18 protein-coding genes are annotated in these 20,472 nt (G+C 57.9%); 6 read left to right on the forward strand and 12 right to left on the reverse strand.

Annotated features, from left to right (window positions below; genetic code table 11):
• Nucleotides 1–21: 21 nt before the first annotated feature.
• The 4 genes from AB4O40_RS27925 to AB4O40_RS27940 all read left to right on the forward strand — a co-directional run bounded on the left by AB4O40_RS27925 (nt 22) and on the right by AB4O40_RS27940 (nt 5,785).
• Nucleotides 22–978, forward strand: a complete 957-nt coding sequence (locus AB4O40_RS27925; protein WP_223541024.1) for an ABC transporter ATP-binding protein — start codon at nt 22–24, stop codon at nt 976–978.
• Between the two features lie 6 nt (nt 979–984).
• Entirely contained in the window at nt 985–2,223 is a 1,239-nt protein-coding gene (locus AB4O40_RS27930) for a serine hydrolase domain-containing protein (RefSeq protein ID WP_223541025.1), read from the forward strand.
• Between the two features lie 239 nt (nt 2,224–2,462).
• Entirely contained in the window at nt 2,463–3,644 is a 1,182-nt protein-coding gene (locus AB4O40_RS27935) for a hypothetical protein (protein WP_056723389.1), read from the forward strand.
• 1,007 nt (nt 3,645–4,651) lie between these two features.
• Nucleotides 4,652–5,785, forward strand: coding sequence for an aminotransferase class V-fold PLP-dependent enzyme (locus AB4O40_RS27940; protein ID WP_056723211.1), 1,134 nt, complete (start codon nt 4,652–4,654; stop codon nt 5,783–5,785).
• Nucleotides 5,786–5,918: 133 nt separating this feature from the next.
• Here the strand turns inward: AB4O40_RS27940 and AB4O40_RS27945 are convergent, their stop codons facing one another.
• The 3 genes from AB4O40_RS27945 to AB4O40_RS27955 form a co-directional block, all read right to left on the reverse strand.
• Nucleotides 5,919–6,461 (reverse strand): histidine phosphatase family protein, encoded by a 543-nt coding sequence (locus AB4O40_RS27945; RefSeq protein ID WP_223541026.1) that lies wholly within the window; start codon nt 6,459–6,461, stop codon nt 5,919–5,921.
• A gap of 79 nt (nt 6,462–6,540) precedes the next feature.
• Entirely contained in the window at nt 6,541–7,584 is a 1,044-nt protein-coding gene (locus tag AB4O40_RS27950) for an SDR family oxidoreductase (protein WP_056723210.1), read from the reverse strand.
• Nucleotides 7,585–7,587: 3 nt separating this feature from the next.
• Nucleotides 7,588–8,007, reverse strand: coding sequence for an ester cyclase (locus AB4O40_RS27955; RefSeq protein WP_056723208.1), 420 nt, complete (start codon nt 8,005–8,007; stop codon nt 7,588–7,590).
• A 116-nt stretch (nt 8,008–8,123) separates the two neighbouring features.
• On the opposite strand from AB4O40_RS27955, the gene AB4O40_RS27960 reads away from it, so the two are divergent.
• Together AB4O40_RS27960 and AB4O40_RS27965 are read left to right on the forward strand one after the other, a co-directional pair.
• A complete protein-coding gene (locus AB4O40_RS27960; protein ID WP_414914769.1) occupies nt 8,124–9,065 on the forward strand; it encodes a LysR family transcriptional regulator in 942 nt (313 codons plus the stop codon).
• Between the two features lie 354 nt (nt 9,066–9,419).
• Nucleotides 9,420–11,321 carry a potassium transporter Kup gene (locus AB4O40_RS27965; protein WP_460056996.1) on the forward strand — a complete coding sequence of 634 codons (1,902 nt, stop codon included), beginning with the start codon at nt 9,420–9,422 and terminating at the stop codon, nt 11,319–11,321.
• An 86-nt stretch (nt 11,322–11,407) separates the two neighbouring features.
• Here AB4O40_RS27965 and AB4O40_RS27970 read toward each other — a convergent pair whose 3' ends face one another.
• From AB4O40_RS27970 to AB4O40_RS28010, 9 genes are all read right to left on the reverse strand, one after another.
• On the reverse strand, nt 11,408–12,172 hold the full coding sequence (locus AB4O40_RS27970; RefSeq protein ID WP_409079124.1) for an ABC transporter ATP-binding protein: 765 nt from the start codon (nt 12,170–12,172) through the stop codon (nt 11,408–11,410).
• A gap of 16 nt (nt 12,173–12,188) precedes the next feature.
• The gene (locus AB4O40_RS27975) at nt 12,189–12,899 is read right to left on the reverse strand and encodes an ABC transporter permease (protein WP_056723198.1); all 711 of its coding nucleotides are present in this window, start codon (nt 12,897–12,899) and stop codon (nt 12,189–12,191) included.
• Complete coding sequence (locus AB4O40_RS27980; RefSeq protein WP_056723196.1) at nt 12,896–13,624, reverse strand: ABC transporter permease; 729 nt, start codon at nt 13,622–13,624, stop codon at nt 12,896–12,898. The genes AB4O40_RS27975 and AB4O40_RS27980 overlap by 4 nt, the downstream gene beginning before the upstream one ends.
• A 55-nt stretch (nt 13,625–13,679) precedes the next feature.
• A complete protein-coding gene (locus tag AB4O40_RS27985) occupies nt 13,680–14,462 on the reverse strand; it encodes a transporter substrate-binding domain-containing protein (RefSeq protein ID WP_056723194.1) in 783 nt (260 codons plus the stop codon).
• A 522-nt stretch (nt 14,463–14,984) separates the two neighbouring features.
• The gene (locus tag AB4O40_RS27990) at nt 14,985–15,362 is read right to left on the reverse strand and encodes a hypothetical protein (RefSeq protein ID WP_046028203.1); all 378 of its coding nucleotides are present in this window, start codon (nt 15,360–15,362) and stop codon (nt 14,985–14,987) included.
• A gap of 64 nt (nt 15,363–15,426) precedes the next feature.
• Complete coding sequence (locus tag AB4O40_RS27995) at nt 15,427–16,221, reverse strand: SDR family NAD(P)-dependent oxidoreductase (protein WP_056723190.1); 795 nt, start codon at nt 16,219–16,221, stop codon at nt 15,427–15,429.
• Nucleotides 16,222–16,277: 56 nt separating this feature from the next.
• A complete protein-coding gene (locus AB4O40_RS28000; protein WP_056723188.1) occupies nt 16,278–17,516 on the reverse strand; it encodes a thiolase family protein in 1,239 nt (412 codons plus the stop codon).
• A gap of 208 nt (nt 17,517–17,724) precedes the next feature.
• A complete protein-coding gene (locus AB4O40_RS28005; protein ID WP_460056989.1) occupies nt 17,725–19,281 on the reverse strand; it encodes an AMP-binding protein in 1,557 nt (518 codons plus the stop codon).
• Between the two features lie 21 nt (nt 19,282–19,302).
• The gene (locus AB4O40_RS28010; protein WP_056723185.1) at nt 19,303–20,433 is read right to left on the reverse strand and encodes a saccharopine dehydrogenase family protein; all 1,131 of its coding nucleotides are present in this window, start codon (nt 20,431–20,433) and stop codon (nt 19,303–19,305) included.
• Between the last annotated feature and the right edge of the window lie 39 nt (nt 20,434–20,472).

Raw genomic sequence — 20,472 nt, forward strand, 5'->3', positions numbered from 1 at the left:
TTCTTTGAAAGGTAAACGGCTATGAATAACAACAAACAGCCCGCACTGTTGAGCGTCAATCAGTTGCACAAGACCTACGCCAGCCGCGACGGCCTGGTGACCGCCATCGACCACATCAGCCTGGAGGTGCAGGTCGGTGAGACGGTCGCGCTGGTGGGGGAATCCGGTTGTGGCAAAAGTACGGTTGCCGCGACCTTGCTCGGTCTGCTGCCAGCCGATAGTGGGCAAATTCTGGTCGAAGGTCGGCCGCTGCCCACTGATGCCAGGGAGCGGGGCAGGAGCTTGAGTATGGTGTTCCAGAATCCCTACGCCTCGCTGAACCCAAAAATGACGATTAAGGCGATTGTTGCCGAGCCGCTGAAGGTTGCCTTTGGTTTGCGCGGTAGCGCCTTGCACGCGCGCATTCTCACGCTGCTGGGAAATGTGGGGATGGGCGAGGAGCACATGGAGCGCTATCCCCATGAATTCTCCGGTGGCCAGTTGCAGCGTATCGCTATCGCCCGGGCCCTGGCGCTGGAGTCAAAACTGCTGATCCTCGATGAGCCTACGGCGGCGCTCGACGTGTCGGTCCAGGCCCAAGTGCTGCAATTGCTCAAGACGCTGCAGACCGACAATGGCCTGAGCTACCTGTTTATCAGCCACGACCTTGCGACGGTCGAGTATCTGGCGCAGCAGGTGCTGGTGATGTACTTGGGGCGCATCGTCGAGGCCGGGCCTGTGGAGCAGGTGTTTGGCCGACCGCGTCATCCCTACACTCGTGCGCTGCTCAATTCAGTGCCCTCCATCGACCCGGAGCGCCGTGACCAGTTGCAAATCCTGAGTGGCGAGATCCCCAGCCCCTTGAACCGGCCTGCCGGGTGCCACTTCGCGCCACGTTGCCCGCGGGCCAGTGAGCGTTGTCGCCGAGAGGTGCCAGCCGAGACCCAGGATTACGGCCACCGCTTTTCTTGCCACCACCCTCTGAACGATGAGAGCTGAACCCCTATGTACAATAAAAAAGACATGACCGCTCCCGGCATTGGTTATCAGGACCTAAGTTTGATGCAGGGCTATCCGCCGTCCCGGGAAAAGCAAGTCGGCCTGCATAATTGGGACAGTCCGCCCTATAACCGCTGGTCGTTCCAGCACATGAGCCAGTTGTTTCCGGTGGCCGCTATTCATCGCAGTCCCGGGCCGGTCACCGAACTCGAGCGCAACGAACGCTCACTGGACGACGTACGTTTCCAGCGGGTCGACGGCGGGCAAACCGATCTGGCGACCTTCTTGACCGATAGCTACACCGATGGTTTTTTGGTGCTTCATCAAGGCAGGGTGGTTTCGGAGCAGTATTTCAACGGTATGCAGCCGCACACCTTGCATCTGTTGCAATCGGTATCCAAGACCGTCGTCGGTAGCCTGGTCGGCAGGTTGATCGGCCAGGGCAGAATCGATCCCCAAGCGCGTGTCAGCCACTATGTGCCCGAGCTTTCGGCAAGCGGTTATGGCGACGCCCGGGTACAGGATCTGCTGGATATGCGCACGGGAGTGAGATTCAGAGAGGACTACACCGATCCGGATGCTGAATTCATCCAGTTGGATATCGCCTCGGGTTGGCGTGAACGGGGAGAGCGGGAGTCACCTGACAGCATTTATGGTTTGTTGAAGTCGCTGAGTAAGGACCGTGAACATGGCCAGTTCTTTGAGTATCGCTCAGTGGATACCGACGTGCTGGCCTGGGTCTGTGAGCGGGCCTGCGGCGAGCGGCTCCCTGTTTTATTGAGCCGGGAGATCTGGTCAAGACTGGGGGCAGAGCAAGACGCGAATATCACCCTCGATTGCGTTGGAACTGCATTGGCCGATGGCGGGATGAGCGCCACGCTGCGTGATCTGGCGCGCTTTGCCCAGATGTATCTGCAGGGTGGACATTTCAACGGTCAACAGATTGTTCCAGAGGAGTTTGTGCGTGCATGCGGCCGTGGTTCCACACCGGCTTTTGAAGTCCTCTATGGGTTCTATGTCAAACACTTTCCTGACGCCGCCTATAGCAATCAGTGTTGGGTGCTGGACAGTGAACAGGGTACCTATTCGGCGCGAGGAGTATTTGGGCAGAGTATCTATTGGGATCCGGCTTCTGAAGTGGCAATCGTAAAACTTTCCAGTTGGCCGGACTTCATCAACTCAGAGTGGACGTTGAATACCTTCCGTGCTTGTGCAGCTGTGGTTGAAGAACTGCAACGCGACTGACGCGGGTGACCGCGGTTTGTCACGCACCTCCCAGCCTTGGTGAAGAAGTGCAAATTGCAGGCTCGGCATAGCTACACCCAGACCCGGCTGAACGCCGGCGGCTGACCCTCCCGGCCCTCACTTGAACGCTGTTTGCAGCCTTCGTTCTGGTGGGCCCTACCCCTTTCATCCAGACCGCGCTTTTGCCGTGGCCGGGATGAGTGTTGCCAACAATAAAATAAACAAGAGACGGAGCGACCATGAACTTGAACACCACCCGGGCCTTGCGCTCATTGACCCCGCTGGCGCTGTTGGGGGCGCTTTCCACCCCAGCGATGGCGATCCAGGTCACCGACAACCTCGATCTCGGCGGTGCCGTCCGGGCGCGTTGGGACTATGACCCGGATCGTGACATCCAGAAGTTCAACTTCGACACCGCGATCCTCAGCGCCAAGTACAACTCCGATACCTGGATCGGCGAGGCCCAATACCGTTTCTACGGTCGAGCCTACCCTTATGAGTACACAGAGAATGTCGGTGACGTCCAGTTCGCCGAATTGGCGTGGATCGGCTACAAGTTCAACCCCGACCAGCAGGTTCAAGTCGGCCTGAACCAGCTGCCGTTCGGTTTGCAGCCGTACTTCGGCAGCACGTTCTACCAAACCCTGGGCAGTGTCATAGGACTGGAAGACATCGAAGAAGTCGGTGCCAAGTACATCCAGCAAAGCGGCGACTGGAATATTCAGGCCGGTTACTACCTGCGCCCCGCCTGGCAGGGTAAAGGCACTAGCAACGGTGAAACCTACTCCACCGTGGTCTCCGAAGCGGACAGCTATGTCACCGACGGCAGCAATAACCAGGAACGCAACACAGTGGTCCTGCGGGTGGCCAAGGCGCTGGACCTGGGGCCGTGGAAGTCCGAAGTCGGGATCTCCGGCCTGACCTCGTCCCTGGAGAACCGCGACACCAACAACGATGGCCGGCGCAATGCCATGGCGGTGCACTACGTCGGCAAGAACGGCCCATGGGGCGTGCAACTGCAAGCCGCGCGACAGCAGATGTCCCCGCGCAACCCCGGCACCGATGAATTGGTGACTTTCGGCAGTTACGACGCCACCTTCAACGTCGCCAGTCGCGGTAACTTGTACGTGGCGGATGTGAGCTATGACGTCAGCGGCAAGTATCTGTTCGATCAGATCAGCGGTGTGAAGCTGTACGCCAACTACAGCGCCTTCGATAAATCCGCGGACGATTTCAAGACCTCGCAACGGATGATTTTCGGCACGTCGTTCTCCCTCAGCAAACTATGGATCGCCACGGAGTGGTTGTACGGCAAGAATGATCCGGTCATCGGTGGCGGCAGCCTCACCCAGAGTCTGGGGGCTGGTGGTAGTAACCAGTGGGAAAACCAGTTGTACATGAACATCGGGTATTACTTCTAATCCGGATTTTTTGGCAATAGCCCTAAAGTCCTCTTCGCGAGCAGGGTTAGCGCATAACCTGTGGGAGTGAGCCTGCTCGCGAACTCGTCAGCCCATCCACTGATAATCAGATAGTCCCAACAAAGCAATCACCACCCGAAGAAGAACAATAAACCGGCCCGATGTAACAGTAGTAAGGTTCAGAAAAGGCAAAGCCCCCGAAGGTTCGCGGCCCTCGGCCAGACGCTGGGGAGTACCGAAAAAGGTGTGGGGACTTTTTCGGGGATTCACTAATTTCGGTTTGGCTCTGTAAGGCACCGTTTGCAGCGAGCGCCAGTAGAAGACTCAGCAAATGCTGGGCTTTATGCCCATTTCAAGCATGGGGTGCTAGGGGTCGAGTGTTCGAATCACTCCGTCCCGACCATAGATTTTTCATGCCTGCAAAATTACCCCCACATTTACTCCCACGGTTATCCTGGATCTAGCCTTGAATCGACGCCCGCCGTTCCGACGGACGTCCAATCGGGCTATAGAAATCGGCGAGGTAATGGCCAGCGTTGATGCTCGCGCCGAATTGACCCACGAGCTGAAGCAAGACTGACCCCCCTCTAAACCGGCACAAATTCCGCATAGGCAATGGTTCGAGAGAGCACATGCGCCTGGCAATCGAATTCTTCGAACGTACCTGTGGCAAACGTCCCGTGGGCTGGTATTGCCGATATGGCGCTAGCGACCCCGCATGATGTCGATCGGGCTGCATCCACGCATGGTGGGCCGTCCCGGGAAAGTAAGGGCGATCAAGCAATTCATCGAGTATGCCAGGCAGTACAGCGATGCCTGGTTTGCTACGCGCGAAGAAATCGCCCGTGCCTGGCTTGAACGAACTTGATTGCGTGGTGATCACGCCGGATCAAAAAAATGATGCGCTGCTCGACAGAAGTCGCAATTCAATCCCGAGCAATCTTGTCATTTGCCAAGGCTTAGGGCAGGGTCGATACCACTGAGATCTCTGCCAAAGGAGTCACCCTATGTCAAAGCTATATCCCAGTATCGATCCCGAGGGGCTGGTCGAGTACTCAGTGGTCTACACCGACCGCTCGCTCAACCACATGTCGCAGTCATTTCAAGGCGTGATGAAGAACATTTCCAGGACCCTGAAACAGGTCTACAACGCCCAGGCTGTTGCGGTGGTCCCGGGCAGCGGCACATTCGGCATGGAAGCGGTGGCGCGACAGTTTGCCACCGACCAGCAGTGTCTGGTGATACGCAACGGCTGGTTCAGTTATCGCTGGAGCCAGATCCTTGAGATGGGCAACATTCCGGCGGCTACTACGGTGCTGAAAGCCCGACCGGTCGACACCGGTCGCCAGGCTGCCTACGCCCCACCCCCTCTGGACGAAGTGCTGGCTGCCATTGCGGCTTCGAGGCCGCAGATTGTCTTCGCCCCCCACGTTGAAACCTCATCAGGGATTATCCTGCCCGACGACTACCTGCGGGCCGTCGGCGACGCCGTGCATGCGGTGGGTGGCCTATTCGTGCTGGACTGCATCGCTTCAGGCACGCTTTGGGTTGATATGCGCAAATGCGCAGTCGACCTGCTGATCAGCGCGCCGCAGAAAGGCTGGAGCGCCTCCCCTTGCTGCGCCCTGGTGATGCTCGGTTCTTTGGCCCTTGAGCGCATCGAGCAGACGCAAAGCAGCAGCTTCGCCTGCGACCTGAAAAAGTGGCTTCAGATCATGCAGGCCTACGAACAGGGCGGGCATGCCTACCATGCGACCATGCCCAGCGATTCCCTCGCGCGGTTTAACGAGGTGATGAAAGAGACGCAAGCCTACGGTTTCGAAAAGGTCCGCGGCGAACAACAGGTCCTGGGTGATCGGGTGCGCGCAATGTTGAGCGGCAGAGGCATCAAAAGCGTGGCCGCAGCCGGCTTTCAGGCCCCTGGCGTAGTGGTGAGCTACACCGATGATGCCGACATCAAGAGCGGCAAGAAATTTGCCGAGCACGGCCTCCAGATCGCCGCCGGAGTGCCGTTGCAATGCGACGAGCCGGCCGACTTCCAGACCTTCCGCATCGGTCTGTTCGGACTCGAAAAGCTGCACAATATCGAGCGCACGGTCAGCACCCTCGCGCAGGCACTGGACGAGGTGATGATTAACTGAACCGGTATTCGACACCGTTACCACAGTGGTCTGGGACATGTTGAAAACCACGGGCGCCAACAACGATCTGGCCATGGCCTGTGCGGCAGTCGATGTGTGGATGCCGGGCATCGAACTGTACAGGTGGCGCCTCTTACACACCGTCGTACTGATACACGGTCGCACTCCAATACTGGCTGTCGTTACGTTTTTGCCGAGCCCAACCGTCAGCGACCAGTTGATTGGCGATCATTCGGTTCATAAAACCATGACCGAGCAGCAGAACCGGTCCATCACTGGCAAGGGACTGCAATCGTTTGGCTGCCGTGCTGGCGCGGATCCTCGCAGTGCTGGCGGATTCGACGTTGCGTGAGTAACCGCACAGCCATAAGACTCGAAGGATAAATGCCCAGGTAAACGGCGATAACCGTGGCAGCTTCCAATGACCACAAGGTAGTTGTGCTTCGCAGAAAAGTGCGTCGACCAGTGCAGGCTTCAGGCCGAGCGCCTGGAGGGAGGTCAGCGCACGAGGCGCGCTGCTTGAAACAATCACCGTGGCGGTTGCGGCGAGTTGCATACTGGCAGGCGGGATCGGGTGGTGGGTAATTTCGGATCGGTTGTATTGCTCGATCCATTCTTTCATCTCGATCGCTGAGATTTTGTCGGTAGCGGCCAGTTTTGGCTGGCCGTGACGCATCAGGATTATTTCCCTGTTCACAAATTTACGTCCTTGTTCTGGTGCGTGGTAAATGACCAGTAAGTGCGGTCTCGGGAGCTCAAGGTACGCCTCGTGTGCCAGCACCGTGGTTTTCAAACCAGTCGTGATCACGGTACCACGCCACGGTGTCAGTGATTGTCAGCTCTAGCGCCCGGAAACTCAGGCCAAGCTCCTGTTCACTCTTGCGATGGTTGAAGCAGGTGCGGTCCTTCTCTCGTACCAACAGGCGCAACGTGGCCATGCTCAGCAGAATGGGCTTGCCGGTAAGGCGTGCATAGATCTCCTGCACAGCCGCCAGGGTGTATAGAAACGGCAGCGGTAGTTGTCGAACGGGCGTCTTGACGCCCGCTATACGTCCTAGAACCGGGATCAGCTGACCCATCGTCATATGCCGGCCCGCCGCGAGATAGCGCTCACCTCGTCGGCCATGTTCGGCTGCGGCAATCAGCGCCGATGCCACATCACGGGCATCGACAACGGAGAAGCTGCCAGGGATCAGCCCGGGCAACTTGCCGTTCACGACATCGTTGACCAACTGTCCCGAAGAGGTCGGGCCAATGTCGGCAGGGCCCCACATCCAACCGGGCAGGACCATGCAGGCATGCATCTCGGGATGTGCTTCCAGGAATGACAAGACGACACGGTCGGCGAGGATCTTGCTGCGGTAGTAGTCATCCGCGTCGGCGTCGGCCCGCAGACATGTCTCATCGATGGACGCGCCAGGTGCGCCGTCGAGCACGGCAATGGAAGACGTATGGACGAACCGTCGTATACCGGCGCGGTAGGCCTGGTGAATCAGGTCCCGCGTACCGGCGACATTGATTTTTTCGAGTTCCTGCCAGTGCCTGCCACCCTTGTAGTTATCGCGAAAGAACGCCGCGGTGTGAAACACCGTATCGCAGCCTTGCAGCGATGCGGCGAATGCGTCGACATCGGCCATGTCACCCACGACCAGCTCCACACCCGGCAGATTGTTGAACTGCTGTTCACCTTTGGCTCTTGAGCGGACCAGGCCTTTGACCCTGTAGCCACGAGCGACCAATTCACGCACCAGGTTGTTGCCCAGCAAGCCGGTTGCTCCAGTAACAAATGCGCTGCGCATGGCTCAACCCTCACCCTGTCCGGCTAACGGCATCAACACCGCACTGTCGAAGAAGACCTCTTCACGGATGGCCAGTCCGTCTTTGAAGGTGAAGTGTGCGGCGTAGTGCACGGTAATATGGCGTCCATGGGGTGCAATCACCCGGCCTGGCAGCACCAGGGGGGCGGCGAAGGTGCCGGTCAGCAGGGCAGTCAGCGCCAAACGATCGTCAGCGACCATGAATGGGGTGAAGGTCACTTGGGCATCGGGGAATGCGTAGAACAGCGCAGTCTCTCTTTTGCGCATGGATTCACGACCGGCTTGAACCCCCATGCCATCGACGTAGATGAAGTCTTCGCAAACCAACGCAAGCATCGCCTCCACATCACGGCAATTGAAGGCTCTTGCGGCGCGTTCCGCATAGTCGTTGGGGCCAGTAGTCATACAATCCATTCCATTCGTTTCGAGGGCCTGTAGATATACCTTTGAGGCCTCCCTCGAAAAACAGCGACTACTGCATAATGGATTTGCACATATGCAGACCAGGGAGGACAGGACGCATGGCGTTGCAAGCAAATTGGGACGATCTTCGTCTGCTGTTGGCAGTTTCGCGGCGTGGCAGCTTTCTTCAAGCTGGCCAGTTGCTGGGTATTGCGGCGTCTACGGTGTCCCGCCGCCTGACCCAACTTGAGGTCGCACTGGGCGAGCCACTCGTCGAGCGGGGCGTTGAAGGATGCTGGTTGACCTCACGGGGCCAATCCCTCGTGGAAGTTGCCCTGGCCGCGGAAACTGGCTTGAGGCGTCAAACCGCTGCTGGCCTATCCGGGGTACACACAGAGTTATCTGGCAGTGTCCTGGTCAGCGCAGGAGAGGGGTTCTCGTCTTGTGTGCTGGAGGCCGCGAGTCGCTTCACTTCTCTGCACCCGCGTTGCTCGGTGGAGCTGATGGTAACAGCCGACTTTCACAAGATCGTCCGCGGCGTGGCAGACATTGCTGTACGTACAGCTCATCTGGGTGAGCCGTCGCTGATTTATCGACCAATAGGCCGGCTCGCCTACGGTGTTTTCGCTGATGCAGGTTATCTGAAGCGGTTTCCAGGGGTGACCCCGGCCACTGCGGTCAATATTGCCTTGCTTCCCCCGCTGGACATGTTGCCGCAAATGCGTGCGGCAAAGGCCGGTGGTCTGGACCGCGCGCAGATCAGTGTGAACGCGTTCGCGGTTCAGCTCGAATCGGTGAGGCGAGGAATGGGTGTGGCAGTACTGCCCCGTATTCTGGCAAAGGACTTGATCGAGTTGTTCCCGGATCTCCAACTTCCAGATATGGAAGTCTATCTGGTGACCCGGCCTCAGGCATTGAAACAGGCTCACATCAAATGTTTTTTTGCCATCCTGGAGCAGGTGCTGCTCGAAGCCCTCTCCATGGAAAATGTCGAAGGTTGCCTCTCTGGGGGGGACCATGAGTATCGGAAGAATAACGATGCTATGAGGACGCAGGACTAAAGATGCCGACTGAGGACGGAGGGTATGGCGGCGGAAAAATTACGCTTTTTTTACGATGGCTTTTGTTACTCGCAACGATACTGGCCGGGAAAATTGACATTGCCTTTATGCCTCGCAACTCTCGGCTTCTTCGTCTTTACCCTCAAGATTTCCTTAGGATGTTCAATGTTGCTTGCGGGGGAGTAGAAGGTGGTGCGGGTCTGTCGCAGGCCCTTCAGAACGAGTGATCACTTGGCTGTGCAAGGACGACGGTCTTTACGACTCATCTGAATTTGATGGCAGTTTCACTGTAGTCCACCGGCCTTGAATTCTCACGGAATGCGTTTTCGGCCCTCAATACTCGAGACGTAGAAAGTGAGCGAAACATCGCCCCATGCCATTGAAAAACCCCATCGCAAATCTTCAGCGGCGGGACTGCTTATCGCTGCTGTCGGAGTGGTGTATGGAGATATCGGCACCAGCCCCCTGTACACGCTAAAGGAAGTGTTTGCCGGTCACTACGGTGTCCAGGCCAACCACGATGGCGTGCTGGGCATTCTATCGTTGATCTTCTGGTCGTTGATCTGGGTGGTCTCGATCAAATACGTGTTGTTTATCCTGCGGGCCAACAATCAGGGCGAAGGCGGCATCATGGCGTTGACGGCGTTAGCCCGCCGCGCGGCCTTACCTTATCCGCGCATGAGCAAGGCACTGGTGCTGCTCGGTCTGTTTGGTGCGGCACTTTTTTACGGGGACAGCATGATTACCCCGGCTATTTCGGTGCTCTCTGCGGTTGAAGGACTACAGCTGGCGTTTGATGGAATAGAGCACTGGGTGGTGCCTTTGTCATTGATCGTGCTGGTGGCGCTGTTCTTGATACAAAAACACGGCACGGCTCGCATCGGTATCCTGTTCGGCCCGGTGATGGTGCTGTGGTTTGTGGTGTTGGGTGCACTGGGGATCTATGGCATTTTCCAGCGACCGGAAGTACTGCAAGCGCTCAATCCGTACTGGGGAGCGCATTTTTTTATCGCTCATCCGGGAATCGGTGTGGCCATCCTTGGGGCAGTGGTACTCGCGCTCACGGGCGCCGAAGCACTGTATGCCGACATGGGGCACTTCGGTCGCAAGCCCATTGCCCGTGCTTGGTTCATTTTGGTACTGCCAGGACTTCTACTCAATTATTTTGGTCAAGGTGCCTTGATCCTGGAAAACCCTGAGGCGGTGCGCAATCCATTTTATTTGCTTGCGCCGGGCTGGGCATTGCTGCCAATGGTCGCACTCTCCACACTGGCGACCATCATCGCTTCTCAAGCCGTGATCTCAGGCGCATTTTCCCTGACCCACCAGGCCATCCAGCTTGGGTATGTCCCTCGCATGTTTATCCAGCACACCTCCAGCCAGGAGCAGGGGCAAATCTACATCGGCACGGTCAACTGGGCGTTGATGGTCGGTGTTGTGCTGCTGGTGCTTGGTTTCGAGTCTTCCAGTGCTTTGGCCGCCGCTTATGGGGTCGCTGTGACGGGCACCATGCTGATCACCACCATCCTGTCCTCGGCCGTCGTCCTGCTGCTATGGAAAACCCCGCGCTGGTTGGCCATTCCGATGCTGCTCGGTTTTCTGCTGGTAGACAGTCTGTACTTCGCGGCCAATGCACCGAAGATCTTCCAGGGCGGTGCGTTCCCGGTGATTGCCGGCATTGGCCTGTTCATTTTGATGACGACCTGGAAACGGGGCCGCAAGATCATTGTTGAACGGCTGGACGAAACCGCGCTGCCTCTACCACTGTTCATCAGTAGCATCCGCACGCAGCCTCCTCATCGGGTACAAGGTACGGCGGTGTTTCTGACGGCCAGGTCCGATGCCGTTCCGCATGCGCTGCTGCACAACCTGCTGCATAACCAGGTTTTGCATGAGCAAGTGGTGTTGCTCACCGTGGTGTCTGAAGACAGCCCTCGTGTGAACGCTGATCGACGGTTTGAGGTTGAAGCCTATGGCGAAGGATTCTTCCGGGTCAGCCTGCACTTCGGCTTTATCGAGGAGCCCGACGTCCCCTTGGCGTTGAGTCTCTGCCACTTGGCCGAGCTGGACTTCAGCCCGATGCGCACCACCTATTTCCTGAGCCGTGAAACGGTGATCCCGACCAAGCGCATCGGCATGGCCCGTTGGCGAGAAAGCCTGTTCGCGTTTTTGCTGAAGAATGCCAACAGCAATCTGAAGTACTTCAAATTGCCGTTGAATCGGGTGATCGAGTTGGGCACGCAGGTTGAGATGTAAAGAGTCATTGAGGACCATCAGCCCTCCGTGTTGAGGGTTGAACCAGCGCCTTCGAGCGACCCTGCGGTTGCTCGAAGGCGCTCTGGTCACTTCAGGTTGCCGCTGAGGAACTGCCGCAGACGCTCACTCTTGGGGTTACCCAATACGTCCTCGGGCGCACCCTGTTCTTCGACCTGCCCCTGATGCAGGAACAGCACCTGGTTCGACACTTTGCGCGCAAAGCTCATTTCGTGAGTCACCATGATCATGGTGCGGCCTTCTTCGGCCAGCCCCTGGATCACCTTGAGTACTTCTCCCACCAGTTCAGGGTCCAGGGCTGAAGTCGGCTCGTCGAACAGCATGATCTCCGGTTCCATGCTCAGGGCACGGGCAATGGCGACCCGTTGCTGCTGACCACCCGAGAGAAACGCCGGGTATTGATCGGCCACCCGTGCCGGTAAACCGACCTTGTCCAGGTAGCGCCGGGCGCGATCCTCTGCGTCCTTCTTGCTGACGCCCAGCACCCGGCGTGGGGCCATGGTGATGTTCTCAAGCACGGTCATGTGGCTCCACAGGTTGAAGTGCTGGAACACCATCGCCAGGCGAGTGCGGATGCGTTGCAGTTCATTGGCGTCGGCCACGCGCATGCCGTGGCGGTCATGGACCATTTGAATCGGCTGGTTGTCCAGGCTCATGGCGCCGTCGTTGGGCGTTTCCAGGAAGTTGATGCAACGCAGAAAGGTGCTCTTGCCCGAACCACTGGCGCCAATCAGGCTGATCACATCGCCGGTCCTGGCGTTTAGCGAAACGCCCTTGAGGACTTCATGGTTGCCATAACTTTTGTGCAGGTTTTCAACGCTCAGTTTGTACATGAACAAGCATCCTGAATTAGTGAGCCGGGCCGAGGAAAGACAACCAACGGCGTTCAGCCAGGCGGAACAGGCCGACCAGCGCAAAAGTGACTGCCAGGTAGATCAACGCGGCGATGCCGAACGACTGGAAGGTCAGGAAGGTCGCCGAGTTGGCGTCCCGCGCGACTTTCAGGATGTCCGGAATGGTCGCGGTGAAGGCCACGGTGGTCGAGTGCAGCATCAGGATCACTTCGTTGCTGTAGTAAGGCAGCGAACGACGCAAGGCTGACGGCATGATCACGTAGGTGTAAAGCTTCCAGCCGGTCAGGCCGTAGGCTTTGGCCGCTTCGACTTCGCCGTGGTTCATGCTGCGAATGGCCCCGGCGAAGATCTCCGTGGTGTAGGCGCAGGTGTTCAGGGCGAAGGCCAGGATCGTGCAGTTCATCGCATCGCGAAAGAACGCGTCCAGCACGGGCTGAGCACGCACCGCGGCCAGACTGTAAATGCCGGTGTAGCAAATCAGCAGCTGGATATACAGTGGCGTACCGCGGAACAGGTAGGTGTAGAACTGCACCGGCCAGCGCACCCAGACATTGTCTGAGACCCGGGCAATCGACAGAGGGATCGACATCACGAAGCCGAAGAAGATCGAGGCGCTGAGCAGCCAGAGGGTCATGGCCAGCCCGGTGATGTGATTGCCGTCCTGGAACAGGAAAGGTTTCCAGTACTCCTGTAGAAGTTCGATCATCGCACGGCCTCCCGGGTACCTGCGGCGTAGAAGATTTCCATCCGGCGCAAGACGTAGTTCGAAACGGTGGTTATCACCAGATAGATCAAGGCGGCCAGAATCAGGAAGAAGAACAGCTGATAGGAGCTCTTGCCCGCGTCCTGGGCCACCTTGACCAGGTCGGCCAGGCCAATGATCGACACCAGCGCCGTGGCCTTGAGGATCACCATCCAGTTGTTACTTATACCCGGCAGGGCAAAACGCATCATTTGCGGGAACACCACCAGGCGAAAGCGCTGAGCGCGGGTCAGGCCGTAGGCGGTAGCCGCTTCCATCTGCCCTCGCGGTACGGCAAGGATGGCGCCACGGAAGGTTTCGGTGAAATAAGCCCCGTAGATGAATCCCAGGGTAATGACCCCGGCGCTAAAGGGATTGATTTCGATGTATTCCCATTCCATGAAATCGGTAAACGAGGTCAGCCAGGTTTGCAGGCTATAGAAGATCAGCAGCATCAGCACCAGGTCCGGCACCCCGCGGATCAGCGTGGTGTAGGCCTGCGCAGGGACGCGCAGCAGCGCTGATTTCGAAAGCTTGGCGCTGGCGCCGATCAGGCCCAGGCCAACGCTTACCAACAAGCACAGAAAGGATAATTTGACAGTCATCCAGGAGCCTTGTAGCAACAGCGGGCCGAAGCCCTTGAGGCTGAAGCCTGACAGCCCAAGAATCTGCAATAGGTTTTCTAGCATTGAGCAGCCCTACGTCAATCAGAAAAGTGCCCATCCGAAAATGGGCGCAGGGTCATTATTTGCCGCTGTAGAGATTCAGATCGCCAAAGTGCTTCTGCTGGACGGCCGCATAGGTGCCATTGTCGTGCAGTGCCTGGATACCTTTGTTCAGCAATGCCTGGAGTTCGGCGTTGCCTTTGCTGAGACCCACGGCGGTTTTGGCTGGCAGCAGGGGGCTTTCGATCGGCGCGCTGACTTGGAAGTCGGCGCCTGGCGGCGACTTCAGGAAGCCCAGTTCGGCTTGCAGCATGTCCTGGATTGAGGCATCGAGGCGTCCGGAGACCAGGTCAGCGTACACCTGGTCCTGGTTGGCGTAGGCTTGGGTCTCTACCCCGGCCTTGTCCAGCACGGCCTTGGCGTAGGCTTCCTGGATGGTGCCTTGCTCGTAGCCGACTTTCTTGCCCTTGAGGGAGGCCTGATCGGTGCCGATGACCACGCCTTTCTTGAATACCAGCGCGGTCGGGCCAGAGAACAGCTCGTTTGAGAAATCGATAACTTTCTCGCGCGCTGGCGTGGCGGTCATGGAAGAGATCACGCCGTCGAACTTGTTGGCCTTGAGGCCGGGAATCATGCCGTCGAAGTCGCTTTCGACCCACTTGCACTTGACCTTCAGCTCTGCGCAGATCGCGTTACCCAGGTCGATATCGAAGCCCACCAGGCTGCCATCGGCGGCCTTGGATTCGAATGGCGCATAAGAGGGGTCGACGCCAAAGCGCAACTCTTTGTACTCCTTGGCCAGCGCAGAACCGGCAGCCACACACAAAGCTAATGCAGAAAGGGTGAGAAATGCTTTTTTCATTATTTTATTCCCAGGGACCATCGGAAGCGCTTGTGACGCAAAAGCATATTGACTGTTTGGCAAGATGTCTTATGCACACGCAGATACTTGTACAGACAAGCATATGCAATCACCCGGCCAATTCGCGCAGTGGACGTTTGAGAAAGCGCGTACAGCGCTCTGGGCTGGGCTTTTCAGGCAAGTGAGTGCAGGGCGGGAGGCCGCCTGCGAGGCTGTTACCAAAGCAGTTTTTTACACCCGGCTGGGGTATGGGGTAACAAAGTGTGAGATCAAGGACGTTGATTTTCAGGCAGTGTGGATTTTTGAAGGTGTACATATCCGTTGCTGCGGTAACCGCCGCTCAGGGTTGCGCCCTTACGGCGGGTCACTTGTAAAAACGGAACGCCGCCCGGCCTCACGAGGGGCGTGTCCCGCAACAGCAACCGAGGCGGCCTACCGGCCGGCCTGGTTGCTGGGTGCGTTCGAATTTTCCTGGCTCAATCCTTGATGCTCCAGCAGCACCGACGGTCAGCACGACGAAGTTCAACGCTCAGCGCGCTGGAAATAACGCCAGAACAGTAATGCATAGACGATGTCACCCGATGCCGCTACTGGCAATGGCCAGGGGATGCTGCCCGCCAGCCAGTGACCATAGACCACCACAACAAACAGTACTTTCAGGATAATCCCGAGCAGGATATAGGGACGATACTGCAGCGGATCGCGAGCGATCATCCAATAGGCCCAGCCGAATATGATAACCAGGCACGTGGTGAGTTGAATGAAGAGGGTTGAGGTGGGGGTAATTTGCAGCCCCAACAGTGCAGCTACGGGTCGCAGAGCCACAAGTAATGGAAGACCCGCGAGTACGTTGAAACAAGCGGCAGAAATAAACAGCTTGCGGGTATAACTGTCGGTCATGGAATTGTTCCTGAGAGGTGGTGACGCTTCGCGTCGCGCTGAGACATCTTGTAACTTCCGGGCCTCAGCCAAGCAGCTTGAGTAATGCCGGATAGCTATTGGGGAACAGCCTGCTTATCCAGAACAAGGTGCTCGACTTGTTCCCTGTGATAATGCGTTTGGTTCCTTTGCGCAGCCCCTTGATGATGTCGCTGGCACAATCCGCCGCTGGCGTCAGCAGCATCTTGTCTGCCAGTGCCGTGAACCTTTCTTCTGTTTTGCCGGCGGCCTTACAACGTCGTCCGGACTTCTCGATATTGGTTCGAATTCCTCCGGGGTGCACACACACGGCGCGCACGCCGCTGTCCTCAAGTTCCGACCAAAGCGCTTCGGTGAGACCCCGTACGGCGAACTTCGACATGTTGTAAGCGCTTTGCATCGGGAAACCCACCAGGCCAAATACGCTGGAAATGTTGACGATGCAGCCTTCTCGCTGGGCCTGCATCATCGGCAGGAACGCTTTGGTACCGTACAGCACGCCCCACAGGTTGATACCGAGTTGCCACTCGTACTCATCGATGGAGGTGTTGGCAACTGTCCCGATGACTGCGGCACCTGCATTATTGATGACGAAGTGCGCCGTGCCAAAATCTCGCTTTACCTCGTCGGCATGGGCCTGGAAGGCGTCCCAGGACGATACGTCCAGGAGGTAACCTTTCGCTTTGCTGGCGTCAGGCAATAGCTTCATGGTTTTGTCGAGACCCACCTGGTTGATGTCCGACAGGGCGACATGCGCGCCAGCTTCCACCATCTGGATAGCCAACTCCCGACCAATGCCGGATCCTGCACCGGTGATGACGACTACTTTGTTTTGGAACATGTTTTTATCCTTCTTGTTTTGATTGGTTTGGCCACTACAAATTTTTCTGACAAGAACTATTTGCTGAGAATGTGGATCGCGACGGCTGCCTCCTCAATACCCTGCAAACCGCCGCCGTTCTCCTGGATTGCATGGCGTGCGCCATATACCTGGCGTGCGCCAGCCTCTCCGCGCAGTTGCGTCACAAGTTCGTAGAGTTGTCCGATCCCGGTAGCGCCGAGTGGATGGCCTTTCGATTCCAGGCCACCTGAGGTATTGACCGGGATGCGCCCGCCCAGCGTGAATTCGCCACGTTCAGCCGCAGGTCCGCCCTGACCGAACGGGACCAGGCCCAGGTTTTCGACCTGAATGATTTCGCCCATCGCCGAGGCGTCATGGACTTCGGCGACATGCATGTCTTGCGGCCCCAGGCCCGCCTGTTCATAGGCCTGGTTAGCTGCCAGGTGACCGACGTTCAGTTCCGGCTGATCGAGCCGGCGATGGCTGAAGCTACGGATGACGCTGGCCGCTATCTTGATGCAGCGGCTTCTGTCGGCACCGATGCGTGCGAGTCCTTCCTCGGTGCACAGGATGGCTGCTGCTGCACCGTCCGACAGCGGCGCGCACATTGGCAGGGTGAGCGGATAAGTGATCGGAGGGGCGGCAAGGATTTCGTCGATACCGAAGGCTTTGCGAAATTGCGAGTAGGGGTTATGGACCGAGTGAGTGTGGTTTTTTGCCGACACCGCTGCGATCTGCCGCTGCGTGGTGCCGTAGGTTTTCATATGCTGGCGGCACAATGCGGCATAGATGGCCATGAACTTACTGTAAGGCTTGTCCGATTCCGACCCGGCGGGCGGCACTACACCTTCGCCCATTTTTACCAGCGTCTGATAATTCTCTTCGGCGCGAGATACGTCCCAACCAGCCTCGAACAGCGAGAGGGCCTTCAGTTTATCCGGGATGTTCATCTTTTCCGCACCCAACGCCAGCGCGATACTGGCTGTACCGGCCTTGAGACTTTGCACGGCCAAATTGAAGGCTGAGCTACCCGAAGCGCAGGCATTCTCGATGTTATAGATAGGAATGCCTTCAATACCGATCTTGCTGAACACGACCTGACCCGGGATCGAGAGCTGGCCTTGCAATGGGCCATTGGTCATGCCGGCATAAAACGCGATATCGAGATCGGCGGCAGTGCAGTGGGCGTCCTTCAATGCGCCCTGGAAAGCCTCGCGTGCCAAGTCGTCGAGGCTGCGTTCGATGTGGCGACCGAAGACGGTCATGGCGATGCCGGCGATATAGATATTGCTCATTGAAAATTCCTTATATTCAGTGGGTCAGTGTCCAGTTCGCACCCCACGGCGTGGTTGACGTTGGGTGCGCCTGGGCAGCGGCTTACTGAAGTTGCTGGTCGTTACCAGGTTCAGGCAGGCGTATCTCGGCCACGTGCAGGCCGAGGTTGAAATCGACTCGATTTTTTCCCGATCGGGTCGTTCGACGGGCCTGAGATCCGCGGTTGTGTCAGATCTTGCGGGCCGAGTTTTTCCAATACGGCTGACGCAGTTCTTTTTTCAGCACCTTGCCCACCGGACTACGTGGCAGGCTGGTCGTGAAGTCGACCGACTTCGGTGCCATCACGCTGCCCAGCCTGGCTTTGCACAGCTCGATAAGCTCCTGCTCGGTGGTTTCCTGGCCTGGGTTGAGCTCGACCACGGCCTTGACGGCCTCGCCCCATTTTTCATCGGGCACGCCAATCACGGCACAGTCCTGAACCGCCGGATGTCCCCACAGCACTTGCTCGACCTGGCTGGGATAGACGTTGAAACCGCCGGAAATGATCATGTCCTTTTTGCGATCGGTGAGGTGCAGATAGCCTTCGGCATCGATATGGCCGATGTCGCCGGTATGCAGCCAACCGTCGACGATGGTCTCGGCGGTCTTCTCCGGCTGCTTGTAGTAACCCTTCATGATCAGGTCGCCGCGCACGCATATTTCACCGGTTTCACCGCGCGGCAGGATCTGGTGGGTATCGCTCATCACTTCGACGCGGACCAGCGGGTTAGGGCGGCCGACCGAGGACAGGCGTTCGTCGTCGGCGAATTGGCCGTCCACCAGATGCTCGTCAGGACGAAAGTTGGCGATGCTGGCCGGTGCTTCGGTCTGACCATAGCCGCCGGTCATGACCGGGCCGAAAATCTCGATAGCTTTCTTCAGCTTGTCTACCGACATGGGAGCCGCGCCGTACATCAGGTACTTCACCGAGGAGAAGTCCAGCTTCTCGATGCCGGGAATTTCCAACAGCCTGTAGATCACCGTTGGCGGCAGAAAGAGCTCGCTGACCCTGTGCTGCGCAATGGCGTTCAACATCAATGCCGGATCGGGTTTGGTAATGACCACTACAGTGCCACCTTGCGCCGTGCAGGGTACGGACAACAGGCCGGCAGTGTGGGTCATCGGTGCGGCGGCCATATTCACCGGCTTTTCACCATTGCGATAAGCACAGGTCAGCATGAAGTGGGCGATGAACGTCTGCACGCTGCGGTGGGTGTTCATCACGCCCTTTGGCGTGCCCGTAGTACCACCAGTGGGTGAGATCGCCACCACGTCGTCCATGTCATAAGCGACTTCGGGACGGCTCGCCGGCTGGCCGGCACTCCATAGCTCCAATGAAGGTGCATCGACAGCGTCGGCATCGATACAGATCCAGTGTTTGATCTTAGGCAGCCTGGACCGTAGCTCGGCGATGATTTGCGCGAAATCGTTCTGGTAGAACATCACCTCGCAGTCGAATGCGTCGAGGAGGTAGTGATTCTCTTCGCTGGAATTGCGCGCATTGACTGGAATCCAGGTCATGTTGGCGCGCCATAGACCCAGTGTGCAGGCCCAGGCGGTGACGTCGTTACCTGACCAGACGGCACCCTTGGTTTCCTTCGGCAAGCCCAGTGCGAGCAACTTGTTGGCGATGCGACACGAGAGCTCGCCGATTTCGTTGAAGGTGTAGGAGCGCTCGCCCTGGATGTAGGCGACCCCGGCAGGGTTGATGCCCCAGCCGCGATCGTAAAAATCGATGATGGCCATAAATGGTTCCTGTGCCGGTAATCAGAGTTTGGTAACGGTGGCACGGGCCAGGCCGCGCTCTTCCAGGAAACCGAGCAGATAGCGGTGTCCAAAAGCCTTGGAACCGGAAGCGAAGCCGACCTTGTTGGTGTCGTCGTCGAGCAGCCTGATCGCCGCCGCGGCCTGTAGGGCACCGGTGGAAATGTAGGGTGTGACGCCATGCACGGTAGCGCGCACGGCGGACAGGTGACCGCGGCCGATAGCGATGTCGACGCTGCGTTGCAAGGTGGTGCGTTCGCGGGGCGGCATACTCGGCGTGGTGGCCTCTACCAGGCTCTTCACCACCGCGTCCTGCTGCTCCTTGGACAAGTGCTTGTATTCCGCTTCCCACTTCTGGCTCAGGCCATGCACCATTGGCATCACATTGTTGTCGTAGAAACCGACCGCGGAGGTGCAGGCGCGCACGCGCGGATCATGCTCGAAGTAAATCGGCAGCGAGGTTCCGCCCCAAGGCAAGCAGAAAACCGGCTGCATGAAGTTGGGGTCGACAATGTTGAACGAAGCGGTGGCGGGGTGCTGCACCAGCTTGTTTTCCCACAGGTAGAACTGCTCCCGGTGGAACAATTCGAAAATCGAGGCCGCCGAGCCCAGGCTGACCCCGGCGACATCACGCGGGCCGCGGCACAGGGCGGCGGTTTCCAGCACGTCGATACCGGGAGTTTCCAGCGCCAGTTCGGCGGCGATCTCGGAGAAGCTGAACATGTAGGACAGCGATGGCGAAACCAGCAGGCCAGCCTGACGATAGAGCTCGCCAAATTGCTCGCGAACCTGACGGACGTAGCTTTGCTCGCCGGTGGTATCTATGTGGTGGCAGCCGGCCTTGAGCGCGGCCTCGACGGTGGTCAGACCGAAGTTGACGAAGGGGCCAACGGTGTTGCAGACCACTTTGGCTCCCTTGAAGGCGGCGCTCAGCGACTCGACGTTGTGCTCGGCCTCGATGATTTCATAGGTCGCGGACTCCAGGCGTACCACACGTTGCGCCATCATTTCCTGCGCGCGCTTGGCATCGCGCGCCACAGCGGTGAAGGGGATGTTCTGGTCGATCAGCCAGTCCATGGTCAGCATGCCGGTGTAGCCACTGGCGCCATAGACAACTACGGGGAATTTAGCCATTTCTATTATCTCCAAAGTTTATTGTTAGTCGGGTTTTGG

This window comes from Pseudomonas sp. S2_F07, from assembly GCF_054668325.1.

What these genes read in the sequence shown, in the direction of transcription:
- AB4O40_RS27950 (WP_056723210.1), bottom strand. Translation starts at nt 7,584, where the DNA reads ATGCGCAGCGCATTTGTTACTGGAGCAACCGGCTTGCTGGGCAACAAC.
- AB4O40_RS27955 (WP_056723208.1), bottom strand. Translation starts at nt 8,007, where the DNA reads ATGACTACTGGCCCCAACGACTATGCGGAACGCGCCGCAAGAGCCTTC.
- AB4O40_RS28000 (WP_056723188.1), bottom strand. Translation starts at nt 17,516, where the DNA reads ATGAGCAATATCTATATCGCCGGCATCGCCATGACCGTCTTCGGTCGC.
- AB4O40_RS28005 (WP_460056989.1), bottom strand. Translation starts at nt 19,281, where the DNA reads ATGGCCATCATCGATTTTTACGATCGCGGCTGGGGCATCAACCCTGCC.
- AB4O40_RS27935 (WP_056723389.1), top strand. Translation starts at nt 2,463, where the DNA reads ATGAACTTGAACACCACCCGGGCCTTGCGCTCATTGACCCCGCTGGCG.
- AB4O40_RS27980 (WP_056723196.1), bottom strand. Translation starts at nt 13,624, where the DNA reads ATGCTAGAAAACCTATTGCAGATTCTTGGGCTGTCAGGCTTCAGCCTC.
- AB4O40_RS28010 (WP_056723185.1), bottom strand. Translation starts at nt 20,433, where the DNA reads ATGGCTAAATTCCCCGTAGTTGTCTATGGCGCCAGTGGCTACACCGGC.
- AB4O40_RS27990 (WP_046028203.1), bottom strand. Translation starts at nt 15,362, where the DNA reads ATGACCGACAGTTATACCCGCAAGCTGTTTATTTCTGCCGCTTGTTTC.
- AB4O40_RS27930 (WP_223541025.1), top strand. Translation starts at nt 985, where the DNA reads ATGTACAATAAAAAAGACATGACCGCTCCCGGCATTGGTTATCAGGAC.
- AB4O40_RS27940 (WP_056723211.1), top strand. Translation starts at nt 4,652, where the DNA reads ATGTCAAAGCTATATCCCAGTATCGATCCCGAGGGGCTGGTCGAGTAC.
- AB4O40_RS27925 (WP_223541024.1), top strand. Translation starts at nt 22, where the DNA reads ATGAATAACAACAAACAGCCCGCACTGTTGAGCGTCAATCAGTTGCAC.
- AB4O40_RS27995 (WP_056723190.1), bottom strand. Translation starts at nt 16,221, where the DNA reads ATGTTCCAAAACAAAGTAGTCGTCATCACCGGTGCAGGATCCGGCATT.
- AB4O40_RS27970 (WP_409079124.1), bottom strand. Translation starts at nt 12,172, where the DNA reads ATGTACAAACTGAGCGTTGAAAACCTGCACAAAAGTTATGGCAACCAT.
- AB4O40_RS27960 (WP_414914769.1), top strand. Translation starts at nt 8,124, where the DNA reads ATGGCGTTGCAAGCAAATTGGGACGATCTTCGTCTGCTGTTGGCAGTT.
- AB4O40_RS27975 (WP_056723198.1), bottom strand. Translation starts at nt 12,899, where the DNA reads ATGATCGAACTTCTACAGGAGTACTGGAAACCTTTCCTGTTCCAGGAC.
- AB4O40_RS27985 (WP_056723194.1), bottom strand. Translation starts at nt 14,462, where the DNA reads ATGAAAAAAGCATTTCTCACCCTTTCTGCATTAGCTTTGTGTGTGGCT.
- AB4O40_RS27945 (WP_223541026.1), bottom strand. Translation starts at nt 6,461, where the DNA reads ATGCGTCACGGCCAGCCAAAACTGGCCGCTACCGACAAAATCTCAGCG.